A 25,620-nucleotide genomic window follows, 5' to 3' on the forward strand; every position below is an offset into this window, starting at 1 on the left:
AGCCGAGTCAAAACCAGCGCGGTGCGACAGCACGCGCGCCTCTCCAGTGGGCGCCGCCCAACCCGGCCTGGCCGGTCGGACGGACGGCGCGCCGCACTTTTGCTGCGGCTTACTTCGTGGGCTCGTCCTTCTTGCCCTTGTTCTCAGGGATGTAGGGGCTCCACGGCTGGGCCTTGACCGGGCCGGGCGTCTTCCACACCACATTGAACTGGCCATCACCCTTCACTTCGCCGATGAAGACCGACTTGTGCAGGTGGTGGTTCTTCTCGTCCATCTTGGACGTGATGCCCGACGGTGCGGTGAAGGTCTGGCCAGCCATAGCGGCGATGACCTTGTCGGTGTCGGTGCTACCGGCCTTCTTGACGGCCTGCGCCCACATGTTGATGCCGATGTAGGTCGCTTCCATCGGGTCGTTGGTCAGCGGCTTGTCCTTGTGGCCGGCGATGCCCTTGGCCTTGGCGTAGTCGCTCCACTTCTTGATGAAGGCGTCATTGGCCGGCGCCTTGATCGACATGAAGTAGTTCCACGCGGCCAGGTGGCCCTGCAGCGGCTTGGTGTCCACGCCGCGCAGCTCTTCCTCACCCACGGAGAAGGCCACCACCGGCACGTCGGTCGCCTTCAGGCCCTGGTTGCCCAGTTCCTTGTAGAAGGGCACGTTGGAGTCGCCGTTGATCGTGGAGATGACCGCCGTCTTCTTGCCTTCGGCGGCGAACTTCTTGATCTTGGCAATGATGCTTTGGTAGTCCGCGTGGCCGAAGGGGGTGTAGTCCTCCATGATGTCGGCTTCGGGGATGCCCTTGCTCTTCAGGAAGGCGCGCAGGATCTTGTTCGTCGTGCGCGGGTAGACGTAATCGGTGCCCAGCAGCACGAAGCGCTTGGCGCCACCGCCGTCCTTGCTCATCAGGTATTCGACGGCGGGGATGGCCTGCTGGTTGGGCGCGGCACCCGTGTAGAACACGTTCTTGCTCAGCTCTTCACCCTCGTACTGCACCGGGTAGAACAACAGCGCGTTGGTCTGCTCGAAGACCGGCAGCACCGACTTGCGGCTCACCGAGGTCCAGCAGCCGAACACGACGGCGACCTTGTCCTGCGAGATGAGCTGCTTGGCCTTCTCGGCGAACAGCGGCCAGTTGGAAGCCGGGTCAACCACCACCGGCTCCAGCTTCTTGCCGAGCAAGCCGCCCTTGGCGTTGATCTCGTCGATGGCCATCAGCACGGTGTCCTTCAACACCGTCTCGGAAATGGCCATGGTGCCGGACAGCGAATGCAGCACGCCGACCTTGATGGTGTCGGCAGCAAAGGCGGCGTGGGGGAGCAGGGTGGCAGCGGTGGCCAGTGCAAGAGCGGAACGGCGAAGCATCGGTATTCCTCCAGGTTGGATGTGAGGGTCGGGTAGCCGGAGGGCATGAGCGCAAGCCTCGTGCCAGCTTCGTGCACTTCGTCACACCCGGCGATCGCCCACCGGGTCGCACGTTCACGGCCCATGACAGCCCTGTCGCGGTGCAATTTGCACCGTTGGTGTACTGCAGCATCGGGCTATTGCACGAAAACGGGGCTAGTCATGCCCCGATTTGTGGCTTGCGGGTAGACCCTAGCCAGCCAAGCCGCGCAAGACCTGGGACCGGCTTCGGCTGACCATCAACGCCCGGCCGTCCTTCAGTTCGGCGCTGAGCTGGCCATTGGCCAGGCGACGAAAGCGCGCCACCGCATCCAGGTTGACGATGCAGCCGCGGTGGATGCGCACCCAGCGCTCGGCGTCCAGCCTCTCCTCCAGCCGCGCCAGGGCCAGATGCAGCAGGTGCTCGGCACCGCCGGCGTGCACGGCGACGTAGTCGCCCACTGCCTCGAAGTGGCTGACCTCGGCCACGGCCACCGGCACGATGGCCGCGCCGCTGCGCACGAACAGGCGTGTCAGCGGGCCGCGCCCGAGCAGCTCGGCCAGTCGCTCCAACGCCGGTGGGCAGGGCTCGCCCAGGGCGGCGCGCACACGCTCCAGCGTGGCATTGAGCCGCTCAGCGCCGAAGGGCTTGAGCAGATAGTCCAGCGCGCCCAGCTCGAAGGCCGTGATGGCGTGTTCAGCGTGGGCCGTCGTGAAGATGACCAGTGGCGGCGTGCCGGACGCCGCCAGGCGGCGCAGCACCTCGGTGCCCAGCAAACCCGGCATCTGGATGTCCAGGAAGACCAGCTCGGGCTTCAGGCGCTGGATCTCGGCCAGCGCCGCCGGGCCGTCGGCCGCTTCGCCCACGCAATGCAGCCAGGGCAGGCCGCGCAGCAGATGGCGCAGGCCGGCACGGGCGACGGGCTCGTCGTCGGCGATCAGGGCGGTGACAGCGGCCGTCATGCCTCGTCCTTCACCGGCAGGCGCAGTTCGACGCGCAGGCCCCGGCCAGGCGCCGTCTGCACCGTCAGAGAAGCGCTGGCGCCGTAGAGCCAACCCAGCCGCTCGCGCAGCCGGCGCAGGCCGGTGCCACCGGCCTCCAGCGCGGCGGGCTCAGCGCCCATGCCGTCATCAGCCGTGGCGATCAACAGGGTCTCGCCTTCGACGCGTGCAGTGACCCGCACCGTCGTCGCCTCGACCCGCGGCGCGGCACCGTGGCGCACCGCGTTTTCCACCAGCGTCTGCAGCGCGAAGCTCGGCAGCAGCTCGTTCAGCGCCGCGTCCTCGAACTCGGTGACAACACGCAGGCGCTCGCCGAAGCGGATGGCCTCGATGTCCAGGTAAAGCTGCACCATCGCCCACTCCTCGCGCAGCGTGACGAACTCACGCGGGTTGTCGAAGCTCGCGCGCAGCAGGGCCGCAAGTTGCTCGGCCGCGCGCGTGGCGCGTTCGGGGTCGAGTGGGATCAGCTGCACCACGGTGTGCAGCGCGTTGAACAGGAAGTGCGGATGCAGCTGGGCGCGCAGGGCCGCCAGCTGGCTGCGCGCCTGCAGCGCCTCCAGCTGGGCGTTGCGGGCCGCGGCGCGCTGGGCGTAGGCGACGCCGGCGATCATCACGTAGAACCACACGCCGGTGACGAGATAGGCCGCGATGCCGGGCCCAACCACCAGGACGACGCGGCCCACCACGAGGCTCTCCACGATGCTGTTGGCCGCGACCCAGGCCACGGCGTACAGCGTCGCACCGAGCGCATGCTTGGCGACGAAGCTCAGCTTCAGCGGATGTGGCCACGGCAGGCGAGCGGTGAAGCGGTGCACGGCGAGCCCAAGCACGGCCGCCGTCGCCATCAGCCGCAGCGAGTAATGCAAGGCCTCGTGAATGCCGGCGCCATGCACGGTCATCATCAGCACCGCGAACAGCGCTGCTACCGGCAGCCAGCCGATCAGCCATTGCACCCAGATCCAGGCTCTGCCCATTCCTGCTCCGCGCCTATCTAACTGCTTTGCGCGACGTGCGCTTGGCGATGATGGTCAGCGTCCCCTCCTCCCAGTTCGCGCCATTGTCATAGGAGCGGTCCTGGCGCATCTTGAAACGCTCCGCCGTGATGTCCATGAAGCGCGTGCGCGTCAGCATCGGCTTGCCCTCGGCGTTCTGACCACTGCCCTCGAGCAGCATTTCACCGCCCTGCCACTGGCCGTTGCTGCTGCCGAAGCGCGCGCGGTAGACGTCCAGGCCGCTGATGAGCCAGCGCTTGGTCTTGGCGTCGAAGATGCGCTGGCTGTAGTTCAGCGACGTCGGGTTGCCCGACGCATCGAAGATGCGCAGCTCGTCATCCAGGCCGTAGCCGTCGAAGGCTTTCCAGGCCTTCCAGCTGCCCACCAGCTTCGGTGCGCCGTGGATCATCGCGGCCAGGCCGCCGACCTTGGGTGCCACCTCCAGCTCCCACTGGCCAACGAGGAAGTCGAACTGCGCGGCTTCGGCCGGCGCAGCGGCGGCTGCGGGCACCGCGCCGCCATGCTGGGCATGGGCAATGCCGGTGAAGGCGAGAGCGAGGGACAGGACAAGAGCTTTCATGACGTCTCCAGGTAAGGGATGGCGCAGCATCGCGACGCGCGCGACGCCTGGCGAGGGCCAAATCGCCGAGTGGCACAACGGTGCCGTCCAACGGTGCGCCGCGCGGCCGGCGGCTTCCTACATTGGTCACCATGGACCCCAACACCTCACTCATCCGCCTGCGCGGCGTCGGCAAGAGCTACCCGGTTGCGGGCGGCGATTTCCAGGCCCTCGCCGCCCTCGACCTCGACATCCACGCCGGCGAGTTTGTCGCCGTGGTCGGCCCTTCGGGCAGTGGCAAGTCGACGCTGCTCAACCTGCTCGCCGGTATCGACCGCGCCGGCTGCGGCGAGCTGAGCGTGGCTGGTCAAGACCTGCGCGCCCTGCCCGAGCGCGCACTGTCCCGCTGGCGCGGCCGCGCCGTCGGCGTCGTCTTCCAGTTCTTCCAGCTGCTGCCCACGCTGACGGCGCTCGAGAACGTCATGCTGCCGATGGACTTCTGCGACCAATGGCCGGCCGCCGAACGACCCGGACGGGCTCGGGCCTTGCTCGAGCGCTTGGGTGTGGCCGACCAGGCGGACAAGTTCCCGTCTGCCCTTTCAGGCGGCCAGCAGCAGCGCGTGGCCCTGGCCCGGGCGCTGGCCAACGCGCCGGCGCTGATCCTGGCCGACGAGCCGACTGGGAACCTCGACTCCGTCAACGCCGAAGCGCTGCTGGCGCTGCTGGCCGAGCTGGCCCGGGAACAAGGCGTCACCATCGTCATGGTCACGCACGAAGCCGCCGCTCTGGGCCAGGTGCAGCGCAGCCTGCGCCTGCGCGACGGCCGCCTCATCGAGGACCGTCGACATGACTAAGGTTTTCAAAACCTGGCGCGACCTCTGGCAACACCGCGCGCGCAGCCTGCTGGTCGTGCTCGCGGTCGCGCTGGGGCTGACTGCCGCCGGCACCATCCTGAATGCGTGGACCCTGGTCGAACGCGCAACCGACCAGGGCTACAGCGCCAGCCTGCCCGTCTCGGCCACGCTGGTGCTGGACCGGGCCGATGCGCAGGCGCTGGCCCTTGGCAAGGCACTGCCCCAGGTCGCCGCTGCACGGCTGCGGCGCAGCGTGATGGCCGCCGTGCAGGCCAATGGCCAGTCGCGCAATGCCGTCGTCATCGCGCTCGACGACTTCCAGCGCGCCGACATCGGGCGGCTGCAGCTCGACACGCCACCCATCGACGGCGGGCTGTGGATCGAGCGCTCCTCGCTGGACTTCTCCGGCGCCAGCGTCGGCGAGCCGGTGGCTTTGCGCGTGGCCGGTACCGAGACACTGCCGGTCGACATCAGGGGCTTGGTGCGCGACGTCAGCCAGGCGCCCGGCTGGATGGAAAACCTCGTCTACCTCTACGGCAGCGAGGCCATGCTGACCCGACTGGGTGCGCCGGCCGGCTTCAACGAACTGCAATTCCGCATGCGCGACGAGCACGCGACGCGTGCCGACGTGCGCGCTGTCGTCGACACCTTGAAGGCCGCGCTGATCGCCGGTGGCTACGTGGTCAAGAGCGTCGACGTGCCCGAACCCGGCCAGCACATCCACGCCGCACAGATGGACTCGCTGCTGATGACCCAGGGCGCCTTCGGCTTGCTGGCCTTGCTGGCCTGCTGCTTCCTGGTCGTCAACCTCGTGGCCGCGATGCTGGCCGGGCAGACGCGCGAGATCGCCGTCATGAAGGTGCTGGGCGGCTCGCCTGGCCAGATCGGCGCGATGGTGCTGGCCCAGGCCGGCGCTCTTGGCCTGCTAGCCTCGGCGATCGCACTGCCCTTGGCGCTGTGGCTGGGGCGGCTCTACGGCGGTCTCAAGGCCGAGCTGCTGAACTTTCCGCTCGACGGCATCGCCACACCGGCGTGGGGCGTCACGATGCAGTTGGCCGTCGGGCTCGCGCTGCCGCTGGCCGCCGCCGCGCTGCCGGTGCGCACGGCCCTGCGCCGCCCCGTGGGCGAGGCGCTGCGCGACATCGGCATCACCCGCGAAGGCCGGCCGCTGAGCCTGCAGCGTGGCGCGCTGGCGGCGCGGCTGGTGCCGCTGCTCGGTGGCTGGGCGCGGCCACTGCTGCTGTCAGTGGGCAATGCCTTCCGCCGCCGCCAGCGCATGCTGCTGACCGTGCTGGCCCTGGCCAGCGGCGGCGCGGTGTACCTGGGCGCGGCCAATCTGCGCAGCGCCGTGCGCGGGTCGGTGGACGATCTCTTCGATGCCCAGCGCTTCCAGCTGCAGGTGCGCGTGGCCGCGCCCTCACCCGCCGGCAAGTTGGAGGCGCTGGCCCTGGACGTGCCCGGCATCACGGCGGCCGAGGCCTGGCGTGGGCTGCGCACCAGCCTCGGCGCCGAGCCGCTGACGCTGCTCGGCGTGCCGTCCGCCGGACGTCTGCTGGCACCGCGGCTGATCGAAGGCCGCTGGCTGGCCGGTGACGGCGAACTCGTCGTCAGCCGCCTGCTGCAGAGGCAGCAACCCTCGCTGATCGTCGGCAGCCACCACCGCATCGCCGAGCGAGACTGGACCGTCGTCGGCCTCGTCGATGCCGGCCCGCAAGCCCTGGCCTACACCTCGCGCGCCACGCTGGACGCGCTGGCCGGCAACGAGCTCGCGACCAGCCTGGTGCTGAAGCTCGATCGCCCGGCCTCGCCCGTCGCCCTGCTCGACGCGGTACAGCAGCTGCGCGCGTCCCTCACCGAGGCCGGCATCGGCGTCGCCGCCAGCCAGTCCCAGGCCGACAACCGCCGCGTCGTCGAGGACCATCTGCTGATGGTTGTGGACTTCCTTGGCGCCATGGGCCTGGTGATGATTGCCGTCGGTGCGATGGGCCTGGCCTCGACGATGGGCCTGGCCGTGCTGGAGCGCCGGCGCGAGATCGGTGTGCTTCGGGCCATCGGTGCACGCGATAGCGCCATCCTGGCAATGGTGCAGGTCGAGGGCCTGACCCTGGTCGTGCTGGCCTGGCTGACGTCGCTGCCCCTGGCCCTGCCCATCAGCGCCCTGCTCGAGGTGGCCTTCGGCCGCATCATGTTCAGCGTGCCATGGCGCTTGCTGCCGAGCCCGGCCACGGCGTTCGGCTGGCTCGGATTGATGGCGCTGATCTCGCTGATTGCCTGCGCGCTGCCCGCACGCCGCGCGTTGCGCATTCCCGCTGCGCAGGCGCTTGCCTACGCCTGAGTCACGGTAAGCCCCAATCGCCATTTGAAGCACTTCTCAAGACAATCGCGGCCTCCCGGCAGGTGGCGATCTCCTTGAGTCACACAACATTACAGAAGTCGTACGAAACGCAAGGTTGGCGCTGCCGGGCGGCCCGCAAGATGCGGCGCATGTTGGCGTTGGCGGTGTTGCCCTGGAGTTGCGCGGCCATGGCGGCCGGGCCTGCTTCGACCTCGTCTGCGCCCGAAGGCAGCGGTGAGCTCAACGTGCTGCACTGGTGGACATCCACCAGCGAACGCGCCGCGGCCAACCACGTCGCCGCACGCATGGCCGAGAACGGCCTGAAGTGGGTGGACGGTGCCGTGGCCGGTGGCGGCGGCGGGCCGGCCATCAAGGTGCTGAACGAGCGCATCCTGCGCCGCATGGCGCCCAAGGTGGCCCAGCTCAACGGCGCGTCCATGAACGAATGGGCCGACATGGGCCTGCTGCTCGAACTCGACGGTGTCGCCGCGAAGCGCAACTGGTCCAAGGTCATGTTCCCGCAGGTCATGGCCCAGGTGACGGTGCGCGGGCACATCGTCGCGGCACCGTTGGGCATCCAGCGCATCAACAACCTCTACTTGAACAAGGCGTTGCTGAAGCGCCATGGCATCGAGCCGCCCAATGACTGGGACGGCCTGGAGCGCGCCGCCGTCAAGCTGCGCGCCGTCGGCGTCACGCCGGTCGCCTTCAGCGACGAGCCCTGGCAGGTGGCCACCATCTTCGAGGCCATGCTGCTCAGCGAGGCCGGCCCGGCGCTGTACCGCCGCATGCTGGAGCAACGCGACCTCAGCGCTTTCGACGACCCGGCGCTGGAGCGCGCCCTCAAGCGCCTGCGCAACTGGCGCAACCTCGCTCTGCCAGCCAGCGGGGTGGCGCCCGGCGAGCGCCCTTGGACCGACGTCGTTGCCGACTTCGCCAATGAGCGCGCGGCCATGATGATCATGGGCGACTGGGCTCGCGGCGAGTTGGGCGCCATGGGGCTGGAAGGTGAGCGCGACTTCAGCTGCAAGGCCGTGCCCGGCACCGCCCAGGCCCATCTCTACAGCATCGACACCCTGGCCATGCTGGCCGGCAATGGCGGCAGCCAGGCCGACCAGGAAAAGATGGCCGAGCTGCTCGGCAGCGCCACGCTGCAACTGGGCTACAACCGCATCAAGGGCTCCATCCCCGTGCGCCGCGACGTGCCGGTGGACGAGCTGGACCCCTGCGCGCAAGCCTCCTTCCATCTCTTCGCCAACCCCAACACGCCGCGCGTGCCGAGCCTCGTGCACCGCATGGCCTTTGGCGAGGTCGGCAAGAACGCCATCATCGAAACCGTCCACCGCTTTGCGCTGGACCCGAGCCAGACGCCCGCCGCCGCACAGCGCAAGCTGCAGGGCCTGCTGCGCGCACTCGCTCCGAAGACGAAAGCCTCCCCATGACCCCGCGCAAGATCCTGATCGTCGACGACGATCAAAAAATCCGCAGCCTGTTGAAGACCTATCTCGAGAAAAACCAGTACGAGGTGCTGCTGGCCCACGATGGCGCCAGCTTCATGGCCGAGTTCGAACGCCACCGCGACGAGATCAGCCTGTGCATCCTGGACGTGATGCTGCCCGACACCGAGGGCTTCACGCTGTGCCAGTCGGTGCGCCGCCGCTCCGAGGTGCCCGTCATCATGCTGACCGCCAGCGCCGACGAAACCGACCGTATCGTCGGCCTGGAGCTGGGCGCCGACGACTACCTCGGCAAGCCCTTCAACCCGCGCGAGCTGCTGGCGCGCATCAAGGCCATCACGCGCCGCACCGGCCAGGAGAAGGCCAAGGAGCCGCGCTACTACGCCTTCAACGGCTTCACGCTGGACCTGCTGGAGCGCAGCCTCATCGACCCCGACGGCACAGCCACCGCGCTGTCGGGCATGGACTTCCAGCTGCTCAAGCTCCTCGTCGAGCACCCCGGCGAAGTGCTGGACCGCAGCCGCCTGGCCGAGGTCACGCGCGGCCGCGACCTGGGGCCGCTGGACCGGTCGCTGGACGTGCAGGTCAGCCGCCTGCGCCAGCGCCTGCAGGACGATGGCAAGCAGCCGGCGCTGATCAAGACCGTGCGCGGCTCGGGCTACGTTTTCTCAACGACGGTGACACCGCGGCATGCCCTCGGAGGCTGAGGACGCCGGCCCACCCGTACCAGCGCGAAGCTGGTGGCATCGCGCCAGCAGCTTTCTCTTCGACAGCCTGCAGGGGCGCTTCGTGCTCGCCATGCTGGGCGGCCTGGCTCTTGTGCAGTTGGTCGTCAACCTGCTCTGGTACAGCCAGATCGAGCAGCGGGTGCGGCGCCAGACCGAGCTGGCCGCGCATCACGTCGCCAGCGGTGCAATAGGTGCCGTACGTGCGCTGCGTGAGCTGCCGGCGGCCTATCGCCCCCTGCTCATCGAACAGTTGCGCACGATGGGCGGCACACGCTTCCTCGTCTTCTTCAACGGCGCCGCGGTCAGTGTTGAGCCCCTTCCCAGCCAGCCGATGGCGCACATGTTGGAGCAACAGGTCACACAGGAACTGACCGCCCAGTTGCCCAAGGGCACGCCGCTGCGCGTGGCGCTGGCCTCGCCCATCGGCCTGGCCGTGTCGCCCAGCGGCGCGCTGCTGAGCGACTTGCCGGAGAGCTGGGTCGAGCCCTCGTTGATTGCCGCCGAGCGGCCCGCGCCCTTTCTCGTCATCCAGGCCGAGACCGAGCCGGGCGTGTGGCTCTACCTCAGCAGCACCCTGCCCGATCCCTACTTCCTGGAGCAGCTGGAGTTCTTCACCTGGCAACGCTTGACGCCGCAACTGCTGGCCCTGGGCCTGGCCGTGCTGCTGACGCTGATCGCCGTGCGCGCCATCACGCGGCCGCTGGCAGGCCTGAGCCAGGCGGCCGCGCGCGTGGGCCGGCGCGTGGCGCCCAAGCCATTGCGTGTCAGCGGCACGCAGGAGGTGCGCCAAGCCATCGAGGCCTTCAACGACATGCAGGAGCGCATCCGCCGCTACATCGGCGACCGCGAGCGGCTGTTCGCGTCCATCTCGCACGACCTGCGCACGCCGATCACGCGGCTGCGCCTGCGCAGCGAGTTGCTGGACGACACCGCCGTGCAGGACGAGTTCCATGAGGACCTCGACGAGCTGGACATGATGGTGAAAACGGCGCTGCAGATCGTCAAGGACACCGACATCCACGAGAACCGCGCGCCGCTGCGCATCGACCTCGTGCTGCAGAAGATGGTGCGCGACGCGCGCATGGGCGGGCACAAGATCGAGCTGCAGAACGAGGCGCTGACGGTATTCGGCAAGCCGCTGGCGCTCAAGCGAGCCATCGGCAATTTGCTGGACAACGCGATGTTCTACGGCGAAAGCCAGCAGCAACCGGTGGAGGTCAGCGTGTGCAGCGACGAGGACGGCCTCGTGCTCGTGACCGTGCGCGACCATGGCCCCGGTGTGCCGGAGAGCGCGCTGGCGCGGCTGGGCCAGCCCTACACGCGGCTGGAGCATGGCGCCGCGATGCGCAAGGAGGGCTTGGGCTTGGGCCTGTCCATCGTGCGCGAGATCGTGGCGGACCATGGCGGCACGGTCGGGTTTCGTAATCACCCGGCCGGCGGATTTGAAGTCCGGGTAGCCCTACCTGCAGGCTGAGCAATGGCGCCTCCCAAACACATCGCCATCGTCGGCGGCGGCACGGCCGGCTGGATGACGGCCAACCTGCTGCGGCACCGCTGGGCGCGGCTCGGCGTTGACGTCACGCTGATCGAGTCGGCCGACATTGGCACCATCGGCGTCGGCGAGGGTTCGACGCCCTTTTTGCGCCACTTCTTCCGCACGCTGGGCATTGAAGAACGCGACTGGATGCCGGCCTGTGACGCGACCTTCAAGAGCAGCATCCGCTTCCCCGGCTGGAGCACCGTTGCGGGCTACGAGAGCTACGTTCATCCTTTCTTCAGTGAAGCGGACCGTGAGCTGGGCAATCTCTTCTTCACCAACGCCTGTCTGCGTCGGCGTGGCCAGGCGGCCGATGCCAACCCGCGGGACTTCTTTCTCGCCGCAGAGTTGGCCCGGCAGCGAAGAGCGCCGCTCGGCACGGATTACGCCTATCACTTCGACGCTGGCAAGCTCGGCGCCTTCCTGCGCACGCACGCGGTGGGCCTCGGTGTGCGCCACATCGTCGACACGGTGGCGCGCGTGGAACTGCGCGAGAACGGCGACATCGCGGCTGTGCACATGAAGAGCGGCGCGCGCGTCGATGCGGACCTCTTTGTTGATTGCAGCGGCTTCAAAGGCCTGCTGATCACCGAGACGCTCGGCGAGCCTTTCCTCCCCTATCGCGACAACCTCTTCAACGACCGCGCCATCGCCATCCCGACGCCGCTGGTCGATGGCGAAGACACCCCCTGCGAAACCGTCTCGACCGCCCTGCGCCACGGCTGGGCCTGGCAGATCCCGCTGACGACGCGCTATGGCAATGGCTATGTCTACAGCTCTGACTTCGTCAGCGATGACGAGGCCGAGCGCGAGTTGCGCGAGGTCCTCGGCGCCGCGGCCGAAGGCGCCACCGCGCGACGCCTGCGCATGCGCGTGGGCTGCGTGAAGCAGCACTGGCGCCAGAACTGCGTCGCCATCGGCCTGGCCCAGGGCTTCATCGAACCGCTGGAAGCGACGGCGCTGATGCTGATCCAGCTCAGCGTGGAGCAGTTCATCGCCGCAATGGAAAGCGGTGACTTCGAGCGCCGCCACCAGGAGGCCTTCAACCGCCGCGTCAGCGAGATGTTCGAGGGCGTGCGCGACTACGTCGTCGCCCACTACCAGCTCAACACGCGGCGCGACACCGACTACTGGCAGGCCAACCGCGCCAACCGCAACATCTCCGATCGGCTCGCCAGCCTGCTCGATGTGTGGGACCGCGGCGGCGACTTCGAGGCCGAGCTGGAGCGCCACGGCGCGAAGCTGATGTATCTGCGCCCGTCCTGGTACTGCCTGTTCGCCGGCATGGGCCGCTTCCCAGCTGAGCTGCGCGCGGCGCCTCAGGCCATCACGGCCGCGGTCGCAAGACAAAGCCTGGCCAACATGGCTCGGGCGTTCCGCTCACACCATCGCTGCTTGATGGGCGAATGAGCCATCCTGCACCAACTTGCCGTGTCAGTCGCGTCGAGGTCACCTCCACTCGCCAACTCCGGTGTTGACCGACGCCCGCTCCAGGCTGGTTGCAGTCTTTCGCCGCGGCGCCCAGGTTGGCCGCTCAGCTCCCGAGCTTCCTTTCAAGCGACCGACCGGGACGCTCTGAAGCGGGTGGTCACGGCACCCTGAGCCGCCGCCTCATGAAGAACTTTCCGGAGTTCGTCTCGCTGAACATGAGAATTTACGAGGTGGGCTTCGCTCGAGCATTTCGGTGCACCCTTCCCAAGGACGTCGGTACGCTCTGCGGCCAGAACGTTGCGTTTGTCGTCAGCCAGACCTTCGTCCACGTGCAGCACGCCGGCTCGGGCTCGCCGTCCAGACTCGTCAAGACGATTGCTGCCGCGCCCGCAAGCACCGGATGTCGAGGGTCGGATCAACTCTGGCGATACCTGGTTCCAGCTAGACGCGATGCTAGAGTGCGCCGCCCCGTCTCTCCCGCCCGCCGGACAGTGTCCGCTTCGATACCCAAGCCTTCCACGCCGCCGAAGAGCCATCGTCACAAGTTGCCCACGCTCGCTGACGTCGCGCGAGAAGCGGGGGTTTCTGAAGCGGCGGCGTCCTCCGCGCTCAGCGGTGCGAACGGTTCGAAGCGCGTATCGATCGAGACGCGTGAGCGGGTCCTTGCGGTGGCGGCGCGCTTGAGCTACCGGCCGAACGCGACCGCGCGTGCGCTGACGTTTCAACGCACCAATGCCATTGGCTTCGTCGCCAACATCGCCAATGAGGAACCCAACCTCTACCTCCTGGAAGTGTTCAACGGCGTCGTGCGGGGCGCGACGGAGGCGCACCAGACCACATCCATCTTTCCGCTCAGTGGCTGGGAAGAAGCACCGAAACGCATCCCGGCCTTGTGCGACGGACGCGTCGACGGACTCGTCGTGCTGGCACCCTACCTGGAAGATGACAGCACGACCTGGCTCCCACCGCATACGCCCATGGTCACGATCCATGCCGGCAGGCTGTTGCGGGCGCAGGTGAACGTCGAGGCGGACGATGAAACGGGCGGCTATGCCATCGCGCGCCACATGCTCGGGCTTGGATATCGCCGCATCCTCTGCGTGGGGGGACCGGTGCGCGCCAAGGGCGCGGACCGCCGTGTCGAGGGCTTCCTGCGCGCCCATGCCGAAGCCGGGGTCGAAGTTGCTTCCGACCATGTGATCCGCACGTGGTTCACCGGCGAAGGGGGCAGGCAGGCCATGCAGGAATGGCTGCAACGCCGCCGCTGCCAGCCGTTGCCCGAGGCCGTCTGCTGTGGCAGCGACGACATCGCCTTCGGCTGCATCGAGGCATTGGAGGGCGTCGGGCTGAGCGTTCCTCGGGACATCTCGATTGCAGGCTTCGATGACACCTTGCTGGCCCGCTCACTGCACATGACGACGGTGCGCCAGCCCCCGCTTGAGATGGGGCGCCGCGCGGTCGAGGTCCTGATGCAGTTGATCGAAGCGCAGCGCCGAGGGGAAGCCTACGCCGGCCCAAGCGACATCGTTCTGCCCATCGAAATCGTTCACGGCCGAAGCTTGCCAGGTCCTCGAAGCACGCAGCTGATCGTCCCTTGACACGGGGAAGTCGCTAGGTTTTTCCCTAGTTAGTTCGGCCACCGAACGAACTAAGATTGCTTGCGCAGCACGACCGCAACTATTTTGGTCAATTGATTAACCGCCCCATCAAATTGATTAAACGGTGAATCAAGGCGCGAGGTTGGAGGAGTCATGTGCCGCAGGGCGAATCCATTCATTTCTCCCGCGGACCTCGCTGCTGACGATGACCCTGCTTTGCCCGTGGGGTCGATCGATGAGTCCGCAAACCACCATGTGCACAGCCGCCACAACCGAATTGAAGGTTCTCACTTAGCCATGCGCCTCGCCAGACTGCTTCAACACACCGCTCTTTGCTGCGCAGCCATCACGTGTGCCGCCGCTCCGGCCGCCGGACTGGCACCAGGCGCCAACCCCGTGCTGCGCGACCGCTTCACCGCCGACCCCGCCCCGCTGGTGGTGGGCGACACGGCCTACCTCTACGTGGGTCGCGACGAGGCCAAGGGCAACGACTTCTTCCTGATGAAGGAGTGGCTGGCCTACTCGTCCAAGGACCTGCGCCAGTGGACCGCCCACGGCACCATCATGAAGCCCACCGATTTCAAGTGGGCGGTGAGCGATGCCTGGGCCGCGCAGGTGGTGYAGCGCAATGGCCGCTTCTACTTTTACGCCACCGTGCAGCACAACGACACGCAGCCGGGCAAGGCCATCGGCGTGGCGGTGGCCGACAACCCGCTGGGCCCGTTCAAGGATGCACGCGGCACGGCGTTGATCACGGATGCGTCCACGCCCAGCCCCTACGGCTGGAGTGACATCGACCCCACCGTCTTCATCGACGACGACGGCACCGCCTGGCTGGCCTGGGGCAACCCGGTGCTCTACCTGGCCAAGCTCAAGGCCAACATGACCGAGCTGGACGGCCCCATCGAGAAGATCTCGGTGCCCAACTACACCGAGGGGCCGTGGCTGTCCAAGCGCAAGGGCACGTACTACCTGACCTACGCATCCATGGCGCAGCAGGGTCTCTTTGAGCATCTGTCTTATGCCACCGCGCCGAGCCCACGCGGCCCTTGGACCTACCAGGGCCTGCTGACCGGCGCCGTGCCCAACAGCTTCACCATCCATGCCGGCGTCATCGACGACTTCAAGGGCCAGTCCTATCTCGTTTATCACAATGCCGGGCTGACCCTGAACGGCGAGACCGGCGCCACCTCCCGCCGCTCGGTCGCGATGGAGTACCTCTACTACGACGCCGACGGCCGCATGTGGCCGATCACGCAGACGGAAGCCGGCATCAGCAAGCCGCCCCAGCCGCCCAAGGGCAAGGTGCCGGCGCTGGCGGACCCGGGCCGCTCCGACCCGCGCGTGGCCGTCCAGCAGTTCGCCCAGGGCTATCCCGAAACCTGGCCTGGCAGCCCGGCGCTGGCCTCCGTCACCCGGCCTTTCGAGCAGACACCCGAGCCCATCGGCTTCAACCGCGACGGCGGCGCCAGCCGCCTGGTGCAGACCTTCGTGCCGCGCGCCGACATCCCGCTGGGCCGGCTCAGCCTGTACGCCGGTGACGGCCACGGCACGGACACCACGCGCAGCTTGCGCCTGTCGCTGCGTGACGTGGAGGCGGGCACGGAACTGCTCGGCACCGGCGAGGGCCTGGCCATCGCCTACCGGCCGCAAGGCGCCGGGCTCCTGAGCTTCGACTTCAGCGCCCATCCGCCGATCGTGCTGAAGTCCGGTCGCCGCTACGCGCTGGCGCTGCAGGGCGAGAAGGACGCGCTGACGATCAATCTGCGCGCCAGCCGCAGCGACGTCTATGCCGACGGCGAGGCCAGCCTGGACGACCGGCCGCTGAAGGACCGGGAGAGCGGCCGCCCTGCGGACTTCGCGTTCGCGCTGTATGCGCGGTCGGCGCACTGAAACGGCCTCAGGCCGGGCGGCAAATCAACTTGACCGACGCGACTCGAAAAGATTGATCCGGACAAACCATGGACAAACACGCTGACAAGCTGAGCCGCCCTTGCGCCGTCTCTCTCACCCGCTTCATGAACCGCCCGATCTTTTCGCTCGTGATGGCCCTCGTGCTCTGCGTCGCGTCTCAGGCCGTTCCGGCGGCGCAGGCAGCTCCTGCCCACAACCCGCTGATCTGGGCCGACGTTCCGGACATCGCCATCATCCGCGTAGGCAAGACCTACTACATGAGCAGCACGACGATGCACATGAGCCCGGGCCTGCCGATCATGAAGTCGACGGACTTGGTCAACTGGCGCATGGCTTCCTACGCCTATGAAACGCTGGCCGACAACGAAGCCCTCCGCCTCGACAACGGCAAGGACGCCTACGCGGCCGGCTCCTGGGCCCCCAGCCTGCGTTACCACGACGGCGTGTTCTATGCCTCGACCTTTTCGTACACCAGCGGACGCACCCACATCTACACCACGCGCGATCCAGAGCGCGGCCCGTGGAAGGAGACGAGTTTCGAGCCCGTGCTGCATGACCACAGCCTGTTCTTCGACGATGACGGTCGCGTCTACATGGTTTACGGCGGCGGGCGCATCACGCTCGTCGAGCTGAAATCCGATCTCTCCGGCATCAAGCCCGGCGGCGTGAACAAGGTGCTCATCGAGAACGTCAACACCGTCTTCGGCACCGACCTGGGCGGGCTCAATGGCGAGGGTTCGCATCTTTCCAAGATCAACGGCCGCTACTACCTGTTCAACATCGCCTCGCCCGCAAGCCGCTGGGCGCCCACCGTCATCGTCCACCGCGCCGACAGCATCGACGGGCCCTACGAGGGTCGCATCGTGCTCGATGACCGTGGTATCGCCCAGGGCGGCCTCATCGACACGCCCGACGGCAAGTGGTACGCCTATCTCTTCAAGGGCAACGGCGCCGTCGGTCGCATTCCCTACCTCGTGCCCGTGACCTGGAAGGACGGCTGGCCCGTACTCGGCGAAAACGGCAAGGTGCCCATGACGCTCGACATCCCGGCCGGCGCACAGGGCGTCTCCGGCGCCTCCGGCATCGTCGCCTCCGACGAATTCAACCGCCAGCCCGGCGACCCTGCCCTGCCCCTGGCCTGGCAATGGAATCACAACCCGAGGCCCAATGACTGGTCGCTCACCAAGCGCCCGGGCCATCTGAGCCTCGTCACCAGCCGGGTCGTTGCCACGTTGCCGGAGGCCACGAACACCCTCACCCAGCGCACCTTTGGCCCTGCCAGTTCCGCCACGACAAGCATCGATGTGAGCGGCATGAAAGACGGCGATGTGGCCGGCCTCACGGTCTTCCAGAAACAGTACGGTTTTGTCGGCGTCAAGATGACCGGTGGCGTCAGATCGCTCGTCATGGTGAGCGCTGATTCCGACAAGCCCGAGGAGATCGCCTCCATTCCCCTCGCTGGCAAAACCGTTCACCTCAAGGTCGAAAGCGAATTTGAGCCCGCGCCCGAGGTCGCTCGCTTCTCCTACAGCCTCGACGGCAAATCCTGGACTGCCATCGGACGTCCCTCGCGCCTGACCTATTCCTACCCAAAGCACTTCATGGGTTATCGCTACGGGCTCTTCTTTTATTCGACCAAGACCGCCGGCGGCCGTGTGGACTTTGACTACTACCGCATCGGACCAACCGGCGACTCCCGCTGATCTTCGCCGTGCGCCTCACCCACAACACATCGGAGTTGTCGGGATGTAAGCCCATGTACTGAGCTGCGTCCTTCCATAACGCTCGAGTCCGGAGGAGACAACCGGCCGAGCACTTTCAAACTTGAAAGGTAGAACATGAGAACCTTGATACCAGCACTGCTGCTTGCCTTTGGAGCAAGCGCATGCAGCCTCGCGCAGGCGCAAAGCTGCGGCAGCGGCGGCGGCGCCACCGTCTGCCTCACAGCCAGCGGCACGGCCAACAACAACCAGCTCAGTTGGACCGTCAGCGGCACCGTCACGTCGTTGGAGGTCTACCGCGACATCGACGCCGACCCTGCGGGCYGCACCCGCATCGCCGTGCCGGGCAGCAGCGCCCGGAGCTACGCCGACGGCTCGGCCAACACCGGCACGCCGTACTGGTACTGGGTCAAGTTCACGACCAGCGCCGGCAGCTACAACTCCGGCTCGGCCAGCGCCACACGCGGCAGCAGCTGCGCGCCGACAGCCATCACGCCCTACATCAGCACCAACGGCTCCTGGACGCAGACCTCGTCGGCCACCGTCACCGCAGGCAACTCGGCCATCCTCGGCCCGCAGCCGGTGACCGGCGGCTCGTGGGGCTGGAGCGGCTGCGGCACGTCGGGCTCGGCACGCCAGCAGACCATCACGCCCGCTGCCAGCTGCACGGCCACCGCCACCTACACCAACACCTGCGGCGCCAAGACCACCCAGGCGTTCGTGATCACCGTGCCCGGCGCGCAGACCCAAGTCTTTCCGAATCCCGGTATCAACCTGGGAAACACCCTCGAAGCATTCTGGCCAGGAGCGGCGGCGCCCACCAAGGCACTGATCGACTCCATCAGGGATAGGGGGTTCAAGACCCTGCGCATACCCGTTGCGTGGGATTTTCATTCCACCAACGGAACGATCGATCCCGCGTTCATGGCCCAGGTCAAGCAGACGGTCGACTGGGCCCTCGCCGACGGCCTGTACGTCATCATCAACGACCACTATGACCTTGGCTGGTTCGAACGCAACGGCTTCAATTCCTACGACCCTGCGATCAATGCCAAGTTGATCAACATGTGGACCCAGGTTGCGAATACTTTCAAATGGTATGACAGCGACAAATTGGCCTTCGCTGTCGCCAACGAACCTGACGCGCCAACCCAGGCCAAGACCGATGTGCTCTACAAATACCAGCAGAATTGGATTACCGCGATGCGCGCCAACGGCGGCGGCAATGCCGTTCGCTGGCTGATCGTCCAAGGGCCGAACACCAATATCGATAACACGATTAACTATGGAAAGAATCTACCTTCGGATCCGGCGAATAAGCGGATGGTCGAAGTGCACTTTTATGATCCCTTCGACTTCACCTTGATGGAAACAGATGAGTCGTGGGGGACTTGGAGTGCCTTCTGGGGAAGTTATAACGTGAGCAATCAGTTTACGAATCGCAATGTCAAGGGGGGATATAACGAAAGCTCCATTGATGCTCAGCTCGCCAAGATGAAGTATTTCACGGACCGGGGTATCCCCGTGCTGATCGGCGAATATCGCGCGGGGGTAAAGCCGGCGAGCCTCGGCCTGACCGGCTCATACAAGGACCAGAACTACCGGGCAGCCACGCACTGGAACAAGTACGTGCAGAACAAGATCGCCAGCCTTGGGTTCAGTGGCACGGGCTGGGTAACCCAACACGACATTTTCCACGAGACGACCGGTGAAGTCCTGGACTGGAACCTGCTTGGCTCCATGCTTGGCACTTCCGATATTGCTCCGATTCCGGGTCTGTAATTCCCTGGGAGTTTGTCCGAAGGTCCGCCGCATGGCGGACCTTCTTTTGAATTCCTTGGCCGATTCCGGACGTATCTACGACAGCGGGAACGGCCGCGGTTTCCTCTACAGCAACTGAGCCAATGGTTCGGCGGCCTGGCGTCCAGCTTCTGGCGCCGGGCCTGCCGCCCTCTCTTCCCAAGTCCTCCGAAATCCTCCAATGAACACATCCCTGTCCCTGCCCCGAAGCGTTATCAGCCTCGCGGCGACGCTCCTTTCACTTGGCCTGTGCACCGCGACCCCTGCGGCCACTCCCGCCGCTCGCGTGGTGACGCTGGACCGCGCTGCTGCGACCCAGCCCATGGACCGCTTCTTCGATCTCTCGGTCGGCGCGGACTACCCGGGCACCACCGGCCGCCCCGAAAACCTCGCCCAGCTCAAGACGGCGGCGGACGAGCTGGGCTTTCGCTATGTGCGCTTCCACGACATCTTTCACGACGTCTACGGCACGGTGAAGAAGGACGGCGACAAGCTGGTGTTCGACTGGACCGGCATCGACAAGCTGTACGACGGCATGCTGGCCAGTGGCGTCAAGCCCTTCATCGAGCTGGGCTTCACACCCGCCGTGATGAAGACCTCCGACCTGAAGATCTTCTACTGGAAGGGCAACACCTCGCACCCGCAACCGGGGCCCTGGGCCGAGCTGATCGACGCGTTCGCGCGCCACCTCATCCAGCGCTATGGCATCGAAGAGGTGCGCAAGTGGCCGTTCGAAGTGTGGAACGAGCCCAACCTCGACGGCTTCTGGGAAAAGGCCGACCAGAAGGCCTATTTCGAGCTGTACGCCAACACCGCGCGCACGCTCAAGAAGGTGGACGCCCAACTGAAGGTGGGCGGCCCCGCGACGGCCGGCGCTTTCTGGGTGCCCGAGTTGCTGGCTTATGCCAAGCAGGAAGGCGTGCCGGTCGACTTCGTCACCACCCATACCTACGGCGTCACGGAAGGCTACCTCGACGAGTTCGGCAAGTCGGACCGCATCCTGGACCCTAACCCCGACGCCATCGTCGGCGACGTGCGCCGCAATCGCAAAGAGATCGAAGCCTCGCCGTTCCCCGGCATTCCGCTGTACCTCACCGAGTGGAGCACCAGCTACAACCCGTACGACAAGGTGCACGACAGCTACATCAGCGCGCCGTGGATCCTGACCAAGCTGCGCGCCACGCGAGGCTATGCGCAGGCGATGAGCTACTGGACCTACAGCGACCTGTTCGAGGAGCCGGGCCCGCCGCCCCGCGCCTTCCATGGCGGCTTCGGCTTGATGACACGCGATGGCCTGCGCAAGACGACATGGTTCGCCTACAAGTACCTCAACGCGCTGCGCGGCAATGAGATCCCGAGCACGGACGACAAGGTGCTGGCTGCGGTCGATGGCGACAAGACCGCCATCGTGGCATGGGACTGGCAGCATCCTGATCAAAAGAGCACCGCTAACGGCGTGTTCTTCGCCAAGCCGGTGCCCAACGGCCCGGCGCCAGCGCTCAAGCTCGCGCTGCGAAACCTGAAGCCGGGCGCCTATCGGCTCGAGCTGCGTCGCGCCGGCTACAAGGCCAACGACGCCTACACCGCTTACCTTGAGATGGGTTCGCCCACAAACCTCGATGCGGCGCAGCTTGCCAAGCTGCAGTCACTGACCCGCGACCTTCCCGAAATAAAGCGCACCGTCAACATCGGCAAGGACGGCCTGCTGAACTTCACCGTGCCCATGCGCAGCAACGACATCACCTTGCTGACGCTGGACCGGGTCAAGCGCTGAAACGCAGTGCTGCTTGCATCACGATACGCCCCCTAACCGCCGTCTTTCCAGCCACTCTCCCAGGCGTATCGGCGCAAAAGACCCAGACGCTGGCAACCGGACCAGTGCAGCTCGGCTGTGCTGGTCTCCGCATACCAACCGCCCGCGAGTGACGGCTCCTGGCCGAGACCTAACCTCCGTGGCCATCATCTCGACCGGCAGCAACCGCTGCAAAGGCGACCGGCGGCTTCAAGCTCGAAGCGGCCGAGGCTTCAATAGAACCAGCGCAGCGGTGCGAGCACGGTCTGAGGGAACAGGACCATCACGAACATCACCGCGAACTGGGCGGCCATGAAGGGCAGGACCCCGCGCGTGACCTCGTCCATCTTCATGCGGCCAACGCCGGCCACCACGTTGAGTACGGTGCCGACCGGCGGCGTGATCAGGCCGATGGAGTTGTTGACGATGAAGAGCACGCCGAAGTAGACCGGGTCGATGCCGGCCGCCTTGATCAGCGGCATCAGCACCGGCGTCAGGATCAGAATGGTGGGCGTCATGTCCATGGCCGTGCCCACGAGCATCACGAGCACCATGATGGCGGTCAGGAGCAGCGTCTGGTTGTCCAGCAGCGGACGAAGCAGGTCCACCATCTGCACCGGCAAATTGGCCACCGTGACCAGCCATGCAGACACCATGGCCGATGCCACCAGGAACATGACCACCGCCGTGGTGCGCGCGGCCGTGATGAAGATGCGCGTCAGTGCCTGCAGCTTCAGCTCGCGGTACAGCACGGTGCTGACGAACAGCGCGTAGACGGCGGCCACGACCGCTGCTTCGGTGGGCGTGAACACACCCATCCTCAGCCCCACCAAGATGAAGACCGGCAGCATGAGCGCCCACACCGACTCGCGTGCCGCGGCCCAGACTTCGGCGCGCGTCTTGCGTTGAGGCAGGGCCAGCATTTCCTTGCGGCCGACCCACCACCAGGTCAGTGCCAGGCCGATGCCGATCATGATGCCGGGGACGATGCCGGCGATGAACAGCTTGCTGATCGACACGTTGGCGGCGACGCCGAAGATGACAAAGCCGATGCTGGGCGGAATGATGGGCCCGATGACACCCGCCGCCGCGATCAGCCCGCCGGACACTTCCCGCTTGTGCCCGGCCTTGATCATCATCGGCAGCAGCAGCGCCGTCAGCGCGGCGGCATCCGCCACCGCGGAACCCGACAGCGCCGACAGCAGGCAGGCCGCGAGGATGACGACATAACCCAGGCCGCCCTTCACGTGACCGACGAGGGCCAGCGCGAAGTTGACGATGCGCTGCGACAGCCCGCCGACGTTCATGATCTCGCCGGCCAGCATGAAGAACGGCACCGCCAGCAGCGGGAAACTGTCGGCACCGTTGATGAAGTTCTGCGCCAGGATCTGCGCGTCGAACAGGTCCAGATGCCACATCAACGCGACGCCGCTGGCCAGCAGGGCATAGGCGATGGGGATGCCCAGCGCCATGGCGCCAAGCAGGCTGCCGAGGAAGATGAGGACCGTCATCGACGTGGGCGACCGGGCGTGTCGCTGGCGCCGTGAGCAGGTGCCTGACCAGGCTGTGGTTCGCTGCGCGCCAACTCGGCCTGCAGGGCTTCGAGTTCGGCCTGCTCTTCGGACTCCGTGACCATCACGAGGTCGCTCTCCTCGAGTTTGCCGGTCAGCAGCCGCGCGAGCTGCAACAGCAGCAGCGCGCCGGCGCAGACGGAGAAGACCACGCCCGGCGCATAGAAGATGGCCATGGATGCGCCGGTCACCGGCGCTGCCACGTCCAGGTTGATGCGCGCCTGCTCCCAACTGCCCTGAAGGAACAGCCAGGTCAGGTACAGCATCAGAATGTGGCCCAGCACCATGCAGGCCTTCTTGCCAGCCACCGGCAGGCGCGACACGAGCATGTCGGTGCCCAGGTGTGCACCGTCCTTCATCGCCACCACGGCGCCCATGAAGCACAGCCAGACGAAAAGCCAGCGCGAGACTTCTTCGCTGACGGCGATGCCGGAGTTGAAGGCATAGCGCAGCACGACATTGCCGAACACCAGCACCACCATCACGGCGAGTGCAGCGGCGACAGCCAAGTCGATGGCGCGGCACAGCCGCTGGATGGCGGCGTCGATCAAGGCGCCTTCCCCGCGAGACGCCCGGCTGTCACAGCCGCGCCCCTTGCAGCAGGCCGCGTTCAGCCAGGTTGCCGATGAGGGCGCGCAGGCCGAAGCGCCAGGGCGGCGCCGTCTCGCAATGCGTCACGCGGTTCTGCAGACCGCCCAGCCAGTGGCTGTGGATGGTGACCACGTCGCCCAGCTTGTGGGTGAAGCCGCTGCCAGGCTCGTCACGGTCTTCGGTGGGCGCGAACAGCGTGCCCAGAAACAGCATGAAGCCGTCAGGGTATTGGTGGCTGGCCATCGTCTGGGCCACCAGGTCGACCGGGTCGCGGCTGATCTTCGCCATGGTGTTGATGCCGCGCAGCGTGAAGCCGTCATCCCCGCTGACGTGAAGGTGCACGGTCTCGCGCCGCACGTCGTCCAGGCCGAACGGACCATCGAACAGGCGGATGAAGGGGCCGATGGCACAGGAGGCGTTGTTGTCCTTGGCCTTGCCGAGCAGCAGCGCGCTGCGACCTTCGATGTCGCGCAGGTTCACGTCGTTGCCCAGCGCCGCGCCGACGATGACGCCCCGGCTGTTGACAGCCAGCACGACCTCGGGCTCCGGGTTGTTCCAGGCGGAATCAGCGCGGATGCCGATGTCCTGGCCATGCCCCACAGCCGCGAGCACCGGCGCCTTGGTGAAGACCTCGGCATCCGGCCCGATGCCGACCTCCAGGTACTGCGACCACAGGTTCTTCTGCTGCAGCAGCGTCTTCAGCGCCTGCGCCTGGGGCGACCCGGGGCGGATGTCGGCCAGGCTGTCGCCGATCAGCGCCAGGACCTGGCTGCGCAGCGCCTGGGCACGACTGGCGTCGCCGCGCGCCTGCTCCTCGATCACACGCTCGATCAAGCTCGAGGCAAAGGTCACTCCGGCGGCCTTCACCACCTGCAGGTCGCACGGCGCCAGCAGCCACGGCAAGGCGGCGTCGCGGCCTTCGGCCTTGCTGTTGTCCAGCAGTGCGTCGATGGTGCACAGCAACTCGCCGGCCACCGAGCGCACGGCCGAAGCCGGGTCGTCGGTCTCGAGCAAGGTGCTCATGGTGGCGAAGTGCCGGCTGACGTCGAACACGCCCTCCGGGCGCAGCACCACCACGGCCGGACCACCGGGCGTGCCAGCGCGCCAGACACGGCCCACCAGCGTGCCGGCCAGGCCGTCTTGCGGCAGCAGGGGGTGCACGCCCTCGGCGCGCGCAGGCAGGGCGGTCGTTGTCGCGGTCATTCAGGCTTCTCGGATGTTGTGAAAGGTGGGACGCGGAGCGCGTGGCGATGTCGGCAGGCCGTCGCGAACAAGGGTGGACGCCAGGCGGGCGGTTGCGCCGCCATGCGAAACAAACTACTTGGCGGCTGCCGTGCCGCTGCGCACCTTGGCCAGTTCGGCATTCAACTCCGCCGTCGTGTCCTCGCCGAACTCCTTGCTGAACTTGGCCAGCACCGGCTGCAGCTTGCTGCGCATCTTGGCCTGCTCGGCCGCCGGCAGGTCGGTGATCTGCATGCCGGCCTTCTTGAGCTCGGCCAGGGCCGTCTCGGAGAACGCGCGGATGGTCTTGCGCTCGTACAGCGTGGCTTCGCGTGCGGCGTCCTGCACGATCTTTCGTTCGTCCGCCGAGAGGCCGTCCCAGGTCTTCTTGGACATCAGCAACACCCAGGCGCTGTACATGTGCCGTGACAGCACCATGTGCTTCTGCACCTCGTAGAACTTGCTGGCCAGGATGGTGGCGGCGGGGTTCTCCTGGCCATCCACCGCCGACTGCTCCATCGCCGTGTACAACTCGGTGAAGGGCATCGGCGTGGCGTTCGCACCCAATGCGTTGAAGGTGTCCAGGAACAGTGGACTCTGGATGACGCGAAGCTTCAGGCCGCTCAGGTCGTCCGCGCGCTGCACGGGGCGGCGCGAGTTGGTGACGTGGCGGAAGCCGTTTTCCCAGAAGCCCAGGCCAATCAGGCCTTTCTCGGGCAGCGTGGCCAGCAGCTTCTGGCCAAAGGGGCCGTCCAGCACCGCATCGGCTTCCTGCTCGTTGTTGAAGGTCAAAGGCAGGTTGATCACGCCGAAGGGCTTGACGAGGGACACGAGCGTCGAGCTGTCGGGGACCGTCATCTCAAGGGTGCCGCCCCGCAGCGCCGACGTCATGCTGATGTCGTTGCCCAGCGCGCCGCTGGCGAAGACCCGCGCCACCAGCTTGCCGCCGCTCTTGGCTGCCAGCTGTTCGGCAAAGAACTTCAGCGCCTTCGCCTGAGGATGGTCGTCGCTGAGGCCGATGCCGACCTTGAACACGTGCTCCTTGATTTGCGCCGAAGCGGGGCCGGCGAGCCCAGCGAGGGCGGCGAGCAGGGCCGCAGCCAGGCCTAGTGATCTGATTTGCATGATGTCTCCAGGAT

At 66.7% G+C, this 25,620-nt stretch carries 19 protein-coding genes; 11 read left to right on the plus strand and 8 right to left on the minus strand.

The window, feature by feature from the left end; translation table 11 throughout:
- Window positions 1-109: 109 nt before the first annotated feature.
- The 4 genes from urtA to ACXJKM_RS16155 form a co-directional block, all read right to left on the minus strand.
- Window positions 110-1,360 carry an urea ABC transporter substrate-binding protein gene (urtA, locus tag ACXJKM_RS16140; RefSeq protein WP_056203781.1) on the minus strand — a complete coding sequence of 417 codons (1,251 nt, stop codon included), beginning with the start codon at window positions 1,358-1,360 and terminating at the stop codon, window positions 110-112.
- A gap of 231 nt (window positions 1,361-1,591) precedes the next feature.
- Complete coding sequence (locus ACXJKM_RS16145; RefSeq protein WP_457353646.1) at window positions 1,592-2,341, minus strand: LytR/AlgR family response regulator transcription factor; 750 nt, start codon at window positions 2,339-2,341, stop codon at window positions 1,592-1,594.
- Window positions 2,338-3,354 (minus strand): sensor histidine kinase, encoded by a 1,017-nt coding sequence (locus tag ACXJKM_RS16150; RefSeq protein WP_457353648.1) that lies wholly within the window; start codon window positions 3,352-3,354, stop codon window positions 2,338-2,340. Before ACXJKM_RS16150 ends, ACXJKM_RS16145 begins: the two co-directional genes overlap by 4 nt.
- Window positions 3,355-3,367: 13 nt before the next feature.
- On the minus strand, window positions 3,368-3,952 hold the full coding sequence (locus tag ACXJKM_RS16155) for a hypothetical protein (protein WP_457353650.1): 585 nt from the start codon (window positions 3,950-3,952) through the stop codon (window positions 3,368-3,370).
- A 131-nt stretch (window positions 3,953-4,083) separates the two neighbouring features.
- Here ACXJKM_RS16155 and ACXJKM_RS16160 point away from each other — a divergent pair, with 131 nt between their 5' ends.
- The 11 genes from ACXJKM_RS16160 to ACXJKM_RS16210 all read left to right on the plus strand — a co-directional run bounded on the left by ACXJKM_RS16160 (window position 4,084) and on the right by ACXJKM_RS16210 (window position 21,080).
- Window positions 4,084-4,785, plus strand: coding sequence for an ABC transporter ATP-binding protein (locus tag ACXJKM_RS16160; protein ID WP_457353652.1), 702 nt, complete (start codon window positions 4,084-4,086; stop codon window positions 4,783-4,785).
- The gene (locus ACXJKM_RS16165; protein WP_457353654.1) at window positions 4,778-7,120 is read left to right on the plus strand and encodes an FtsX-like permease family protein; all 2,343 of its coding nucleotides are present in this window, start codon (window positions 4,778-4,780) and stop codon (window positions 7,118-7,120) included. Before ACXJKM_RS16160 ends, ACXJKM_RS16165 begins: the two co-directional genes overlap by 8 nt.
- Window positions 7,121-7,269: 149 nt before the next feature.
- On the plus strand, window positions 7,270-8,562 hold the full coding sequence (locus ACXJKM_RS16170; RefSeq protein ID WP_457353656.1) for an ABC transporter substrate-binding protein: 1,293 nt from the start codon (window positions 7,270-7,272) through the stop codon (window positions 8,560-8,562).
- Window positions 8,559-9,284 carry a response regulator gene (locus ACXJKM_RS16175; protein ID WP_056203803.1) on the plus strand — a complete coding sequence of 242 codons (726 nt, stop codon included), beginning with the start codon at window positions 8,559-8,561 and terminating at the stop codon, window positions 9,282-9,284. Before ACXJKM_RS16170 ends, ACXJKM_RS16175 begins: the two co-directional genes overlap by 4 nt.
- Window positions 9,268-10,779, plus strand: coding sequence for an ATP-binding protein (locus ACXJKM_RS16180; protein ID WP_457353658.1), 1,512 nt, complete (start codon window positions 9,268-9,270; stop codon window positions 10,777-10,779). Before ACXJKM_RS16175 ends, ACXJKM_RS16180 begins: the two co-directional genes overlap by 17 nt.
- Before the next feature lie 3 nt (window positions 10,780-10,782).
- Window positions 10,783-12,252 (plus strand): tryptophan halogenase family protein, encoded by a 1,470-nt coding sequence (locus ACXJKM_RS16185; RefSeq protein WP_457353660.1) that lies wholly within the window; start codon window positions 10,783-10,785, stop codon window positions 12,250-12,252.
- Window positions 12,253-12,455: 203 nt separating this feature from the next.
- Window positions 12,456-13,871: a LacI family DNA-binding transcriptional regulator gene (locus ACXJKM_RS16190; RefSeq protein ID WP_457353662.1), complete on the plus strand. Its 1,416-nt coding sequence runs from the start codon at window positions 12,456-12,458 to the stop codon at window positions 13,869-13,871.
- Between the two features lie 396 nt (window positions 13,872-14,267).
- Window positions 14,268-15,764: a glycoside hydrolase family 43 protein gene (locus tag ACXJKM_RS16195; protein WP_457353664.1), complete on the plus strand. Its 1,497-nt coding sequence runs from the start codon at window positions 14,268-14,270 to the stop codon at window positions 15,762-15,764.
- A 68-nt stretch (window positions 15,765-15,832) separates the two neighbouring features.
- Window positions 15,833-17,488, plus strand: coding sequence for a glycoside hydrolase family 43 protein (locus tag ACXJKM_RS16200; RefSeq protein ID WP_457353666.1), 1,656 nt, complete (start codon window positions 15,833-15,835; stop codon window positions 17,486-17,488).
- Window positions 17,489-17,623: 135 nt separating this feature from the next.
- Entirely contained in the window at window positions 17,624-19,288 is a 1,665-nt protein-coding gene (locus tag ACXJKM_RS16205) for a cellulase family glycosylhydrolase (RefSeq protein WP_457353668.1), read from the plus strand.
- 199 nt (window positions 19,289-19,487) lie between these two features.
- The gene (locus ACXJKM_RS16210) at window positions 19,488-21,080 is read left to right on the plus strand and encodes a GH39 family glycosyl hydrolase (RefSeq protein WP_457353670.1); all 1,593 of its coding nucleotides are present in this window, start codon (window positions 19,488-19,490) and stop codon (window positions 21,078-21,080) included.
- A 251-nt stretch (window positions 21,081-21,331) separates the two neighbouring features.
- On the opposite strand, the gene ACXJKM_RS16215 is transcribed toward ACXJKM_RS16210, so the two are convergent.
- The 4 genes from ACXJKM_RS16215 to ACXJKM_RS16230 form a co-directional block, all read right to left on the minus strand.
- Window positions 21,332-22,609 carry a TRAP transporter large permease subunit gene (locus ACXJKM_RS16215; protein WP_457353672.1) on the minus strand — a complete coding sequence of 426 codons (1,278 nt, stop codon included), beginning with the start codon at window positions 22,607-22,609 and terminating at the stop codon, window positions 21,332-21,334.
- Complete coding sequence (locus ACXJKM_RS16220; RefSeq protein WP_457353890.1) at window positions 22,606-23,217, minus strand: TRAP transporter small permease; 612 nt, start codon at window positions 23,215-23,217, stop codon at window positions 22,606-22,608. The genes ACXJKM_RS16215 and ACXJKM_RS16220 overlap by 4 nt, the downstream gene beginning before the upstream one ends.
- A gap of 31 nt (window positions 23,218-23,248) precedes the next feature.
- The gene (locus ACXJKM_RS16225; RefSeq protein WP_457353674.1) at window positions 23,249-24,463 is read right to left on the minus strand and encodes a fumarylacetoacetate hydrolase family protein; all 1,215 of its coding nucleotides are present in this window, start codon (window positions 24,461-24,463) and stop codon (window positions 23,249-23,251) included.
- A gap of 114 nt (window positions 24,464-24,577) precedes the next feature.
- A complete protein-coding gene (locus ACXJKM_RS16230; protein ID WP_457353676.1) occupies window positions 24,578-25,606 on the minus strand; it encodes a TRAP transporter substrate-binding protein in 1,029 nt (342 codons plus the stop codon).
- Window positions 25,607-25,620: the final 14 nt, after the last annotated feature.

The organism is Roseateles sp. P5_D6, from assembly GCF_054049415.1.

What these genes read in the sequence shown, in the direction of transcription:
- ACXJKM_RS16215 (WP_457353672.1), bottom strand. Translation starts at nt 22,609, where the DNA reads ATGACGGTCCTCATCTTCCTCGGCAGCCTGCTTGGCGCCATGGCGCTG.
- ACXJKM_RS16165 (WP_457353654.1), top strand. Translation starts at nt 4,778, where the DNA reads ATGACTAAGGTTTTCAAAACCTGGCGCGACCTCTGGCAACACCGCGCG.
- ACXJKM_RS16185 (WP_457353660.1), top strand. Translation starts at nt 10,783, where the DNA reads ATGGCGCCTCCCAAACACATCGCCATCGTCGGCGGCGGCACGGCCGGC.
- ACXJKM_RS16160 (WP_457353652.1), top strand. Translation starts at nt 4,084, where the DNA reads ATGGACCCCAACACCTCACTCATCCGCCTGCGCGGCGTCGGCAAGAGC.
- ACXJKM_RS16190 (WP_457353662.1), top strand. Translation starts at nt 12,456, where the DNA reads ATGAAGAACTTTCCGGAGTTCGTCTCGCTGAACATGAGAATTTACGAG.
- ACXJKM_RS16145 (WP_457353646.1), bottom strand. Translation starts at nt 2,341, where the DNA reads ATGACGGCCGCTGTCACCGCCCTGATCGCCGACGACGAGCCCGTCGCC.
- ACXJKM_RS16170 (WP_457353656.1), top strand. Translation starts at nt 7,270, where the DNA reads ATGTTGGCGTTGGCGGTGTTGCCCTGGAGTTGCGCGGCCATGGCGGCC.
- ACXJKM_RS16155 (WP_457353650.1), bottom strand. Translation starts at nt 3,952, where the DNA reads ATGAAAGCTCTTGTCCTGTCCCTCGCTCTCGCCTTCACCGGCATTGCC.
- ACXJKM_RS16230 (WP_457353676.1), bottom strand. Translation starts at nt 25,606, where the DNA reads ATGCAAATCAGATCACTAGGCCTGGCTGCGGCCCTGCTCGCCGCCCTC.
- ACXJKM_RS16150 (WP_457353648.1), bottom strand. Translation starts at nt 3,354, where the DNA reads ATGGGCAGAGCCTGGATCTGGGTGCAATGGCTGATCGGCTGGCTGCCG.
- ACXJKM_RS16210 (WP_457353670.1), top strand. Translation starts at nt 19,488, where the DNA reads ATGAACACATCCCTGTCCCTGCCCCGAAGCGTTATCAGCCTCGCGGCG.
- ACXJKM_RS16200 (WP_457353666.1), top strand. Translation starts at nt 15,833, where the DNA reads ATGGACAAACACGCTGACAAGCTGAGCCGCCCTTGCGCCGTCTCTCTC.
- urtA (WP_056203781.1), bottom strand. Translation starts at nt 1,360, where the DNA reads ATGCTTCGCCGTTCCGCTCTTGCACTGGCCACCGCTGCCACCCTGCTC.
- ACXJKM_RS16225 (WP_457353674.1), bottom strand. Translation starts at nt 24,463, where the DNA reads ATGACCGCGACAACGACCGCCCTGCCTGCGCGCGCCGAGGGCGTGCAC.
- ACXJKM_RS16180 (WP_457353658.1), top strand. Translation starts at nt 9,268, where the DNA reads ATGCCCTCGGAGGCTGAGGACGCCGGCCCACCCGTACCAGCGCGAAGC.
- ACXJKM_RS16175 (WP_056203803.1), top strand. Translation starts at nt 8,559, where the DNA reads ATGACCCCGCGCAAGATCCTGATCGTCGACGACGATCAAAAAATCCGC.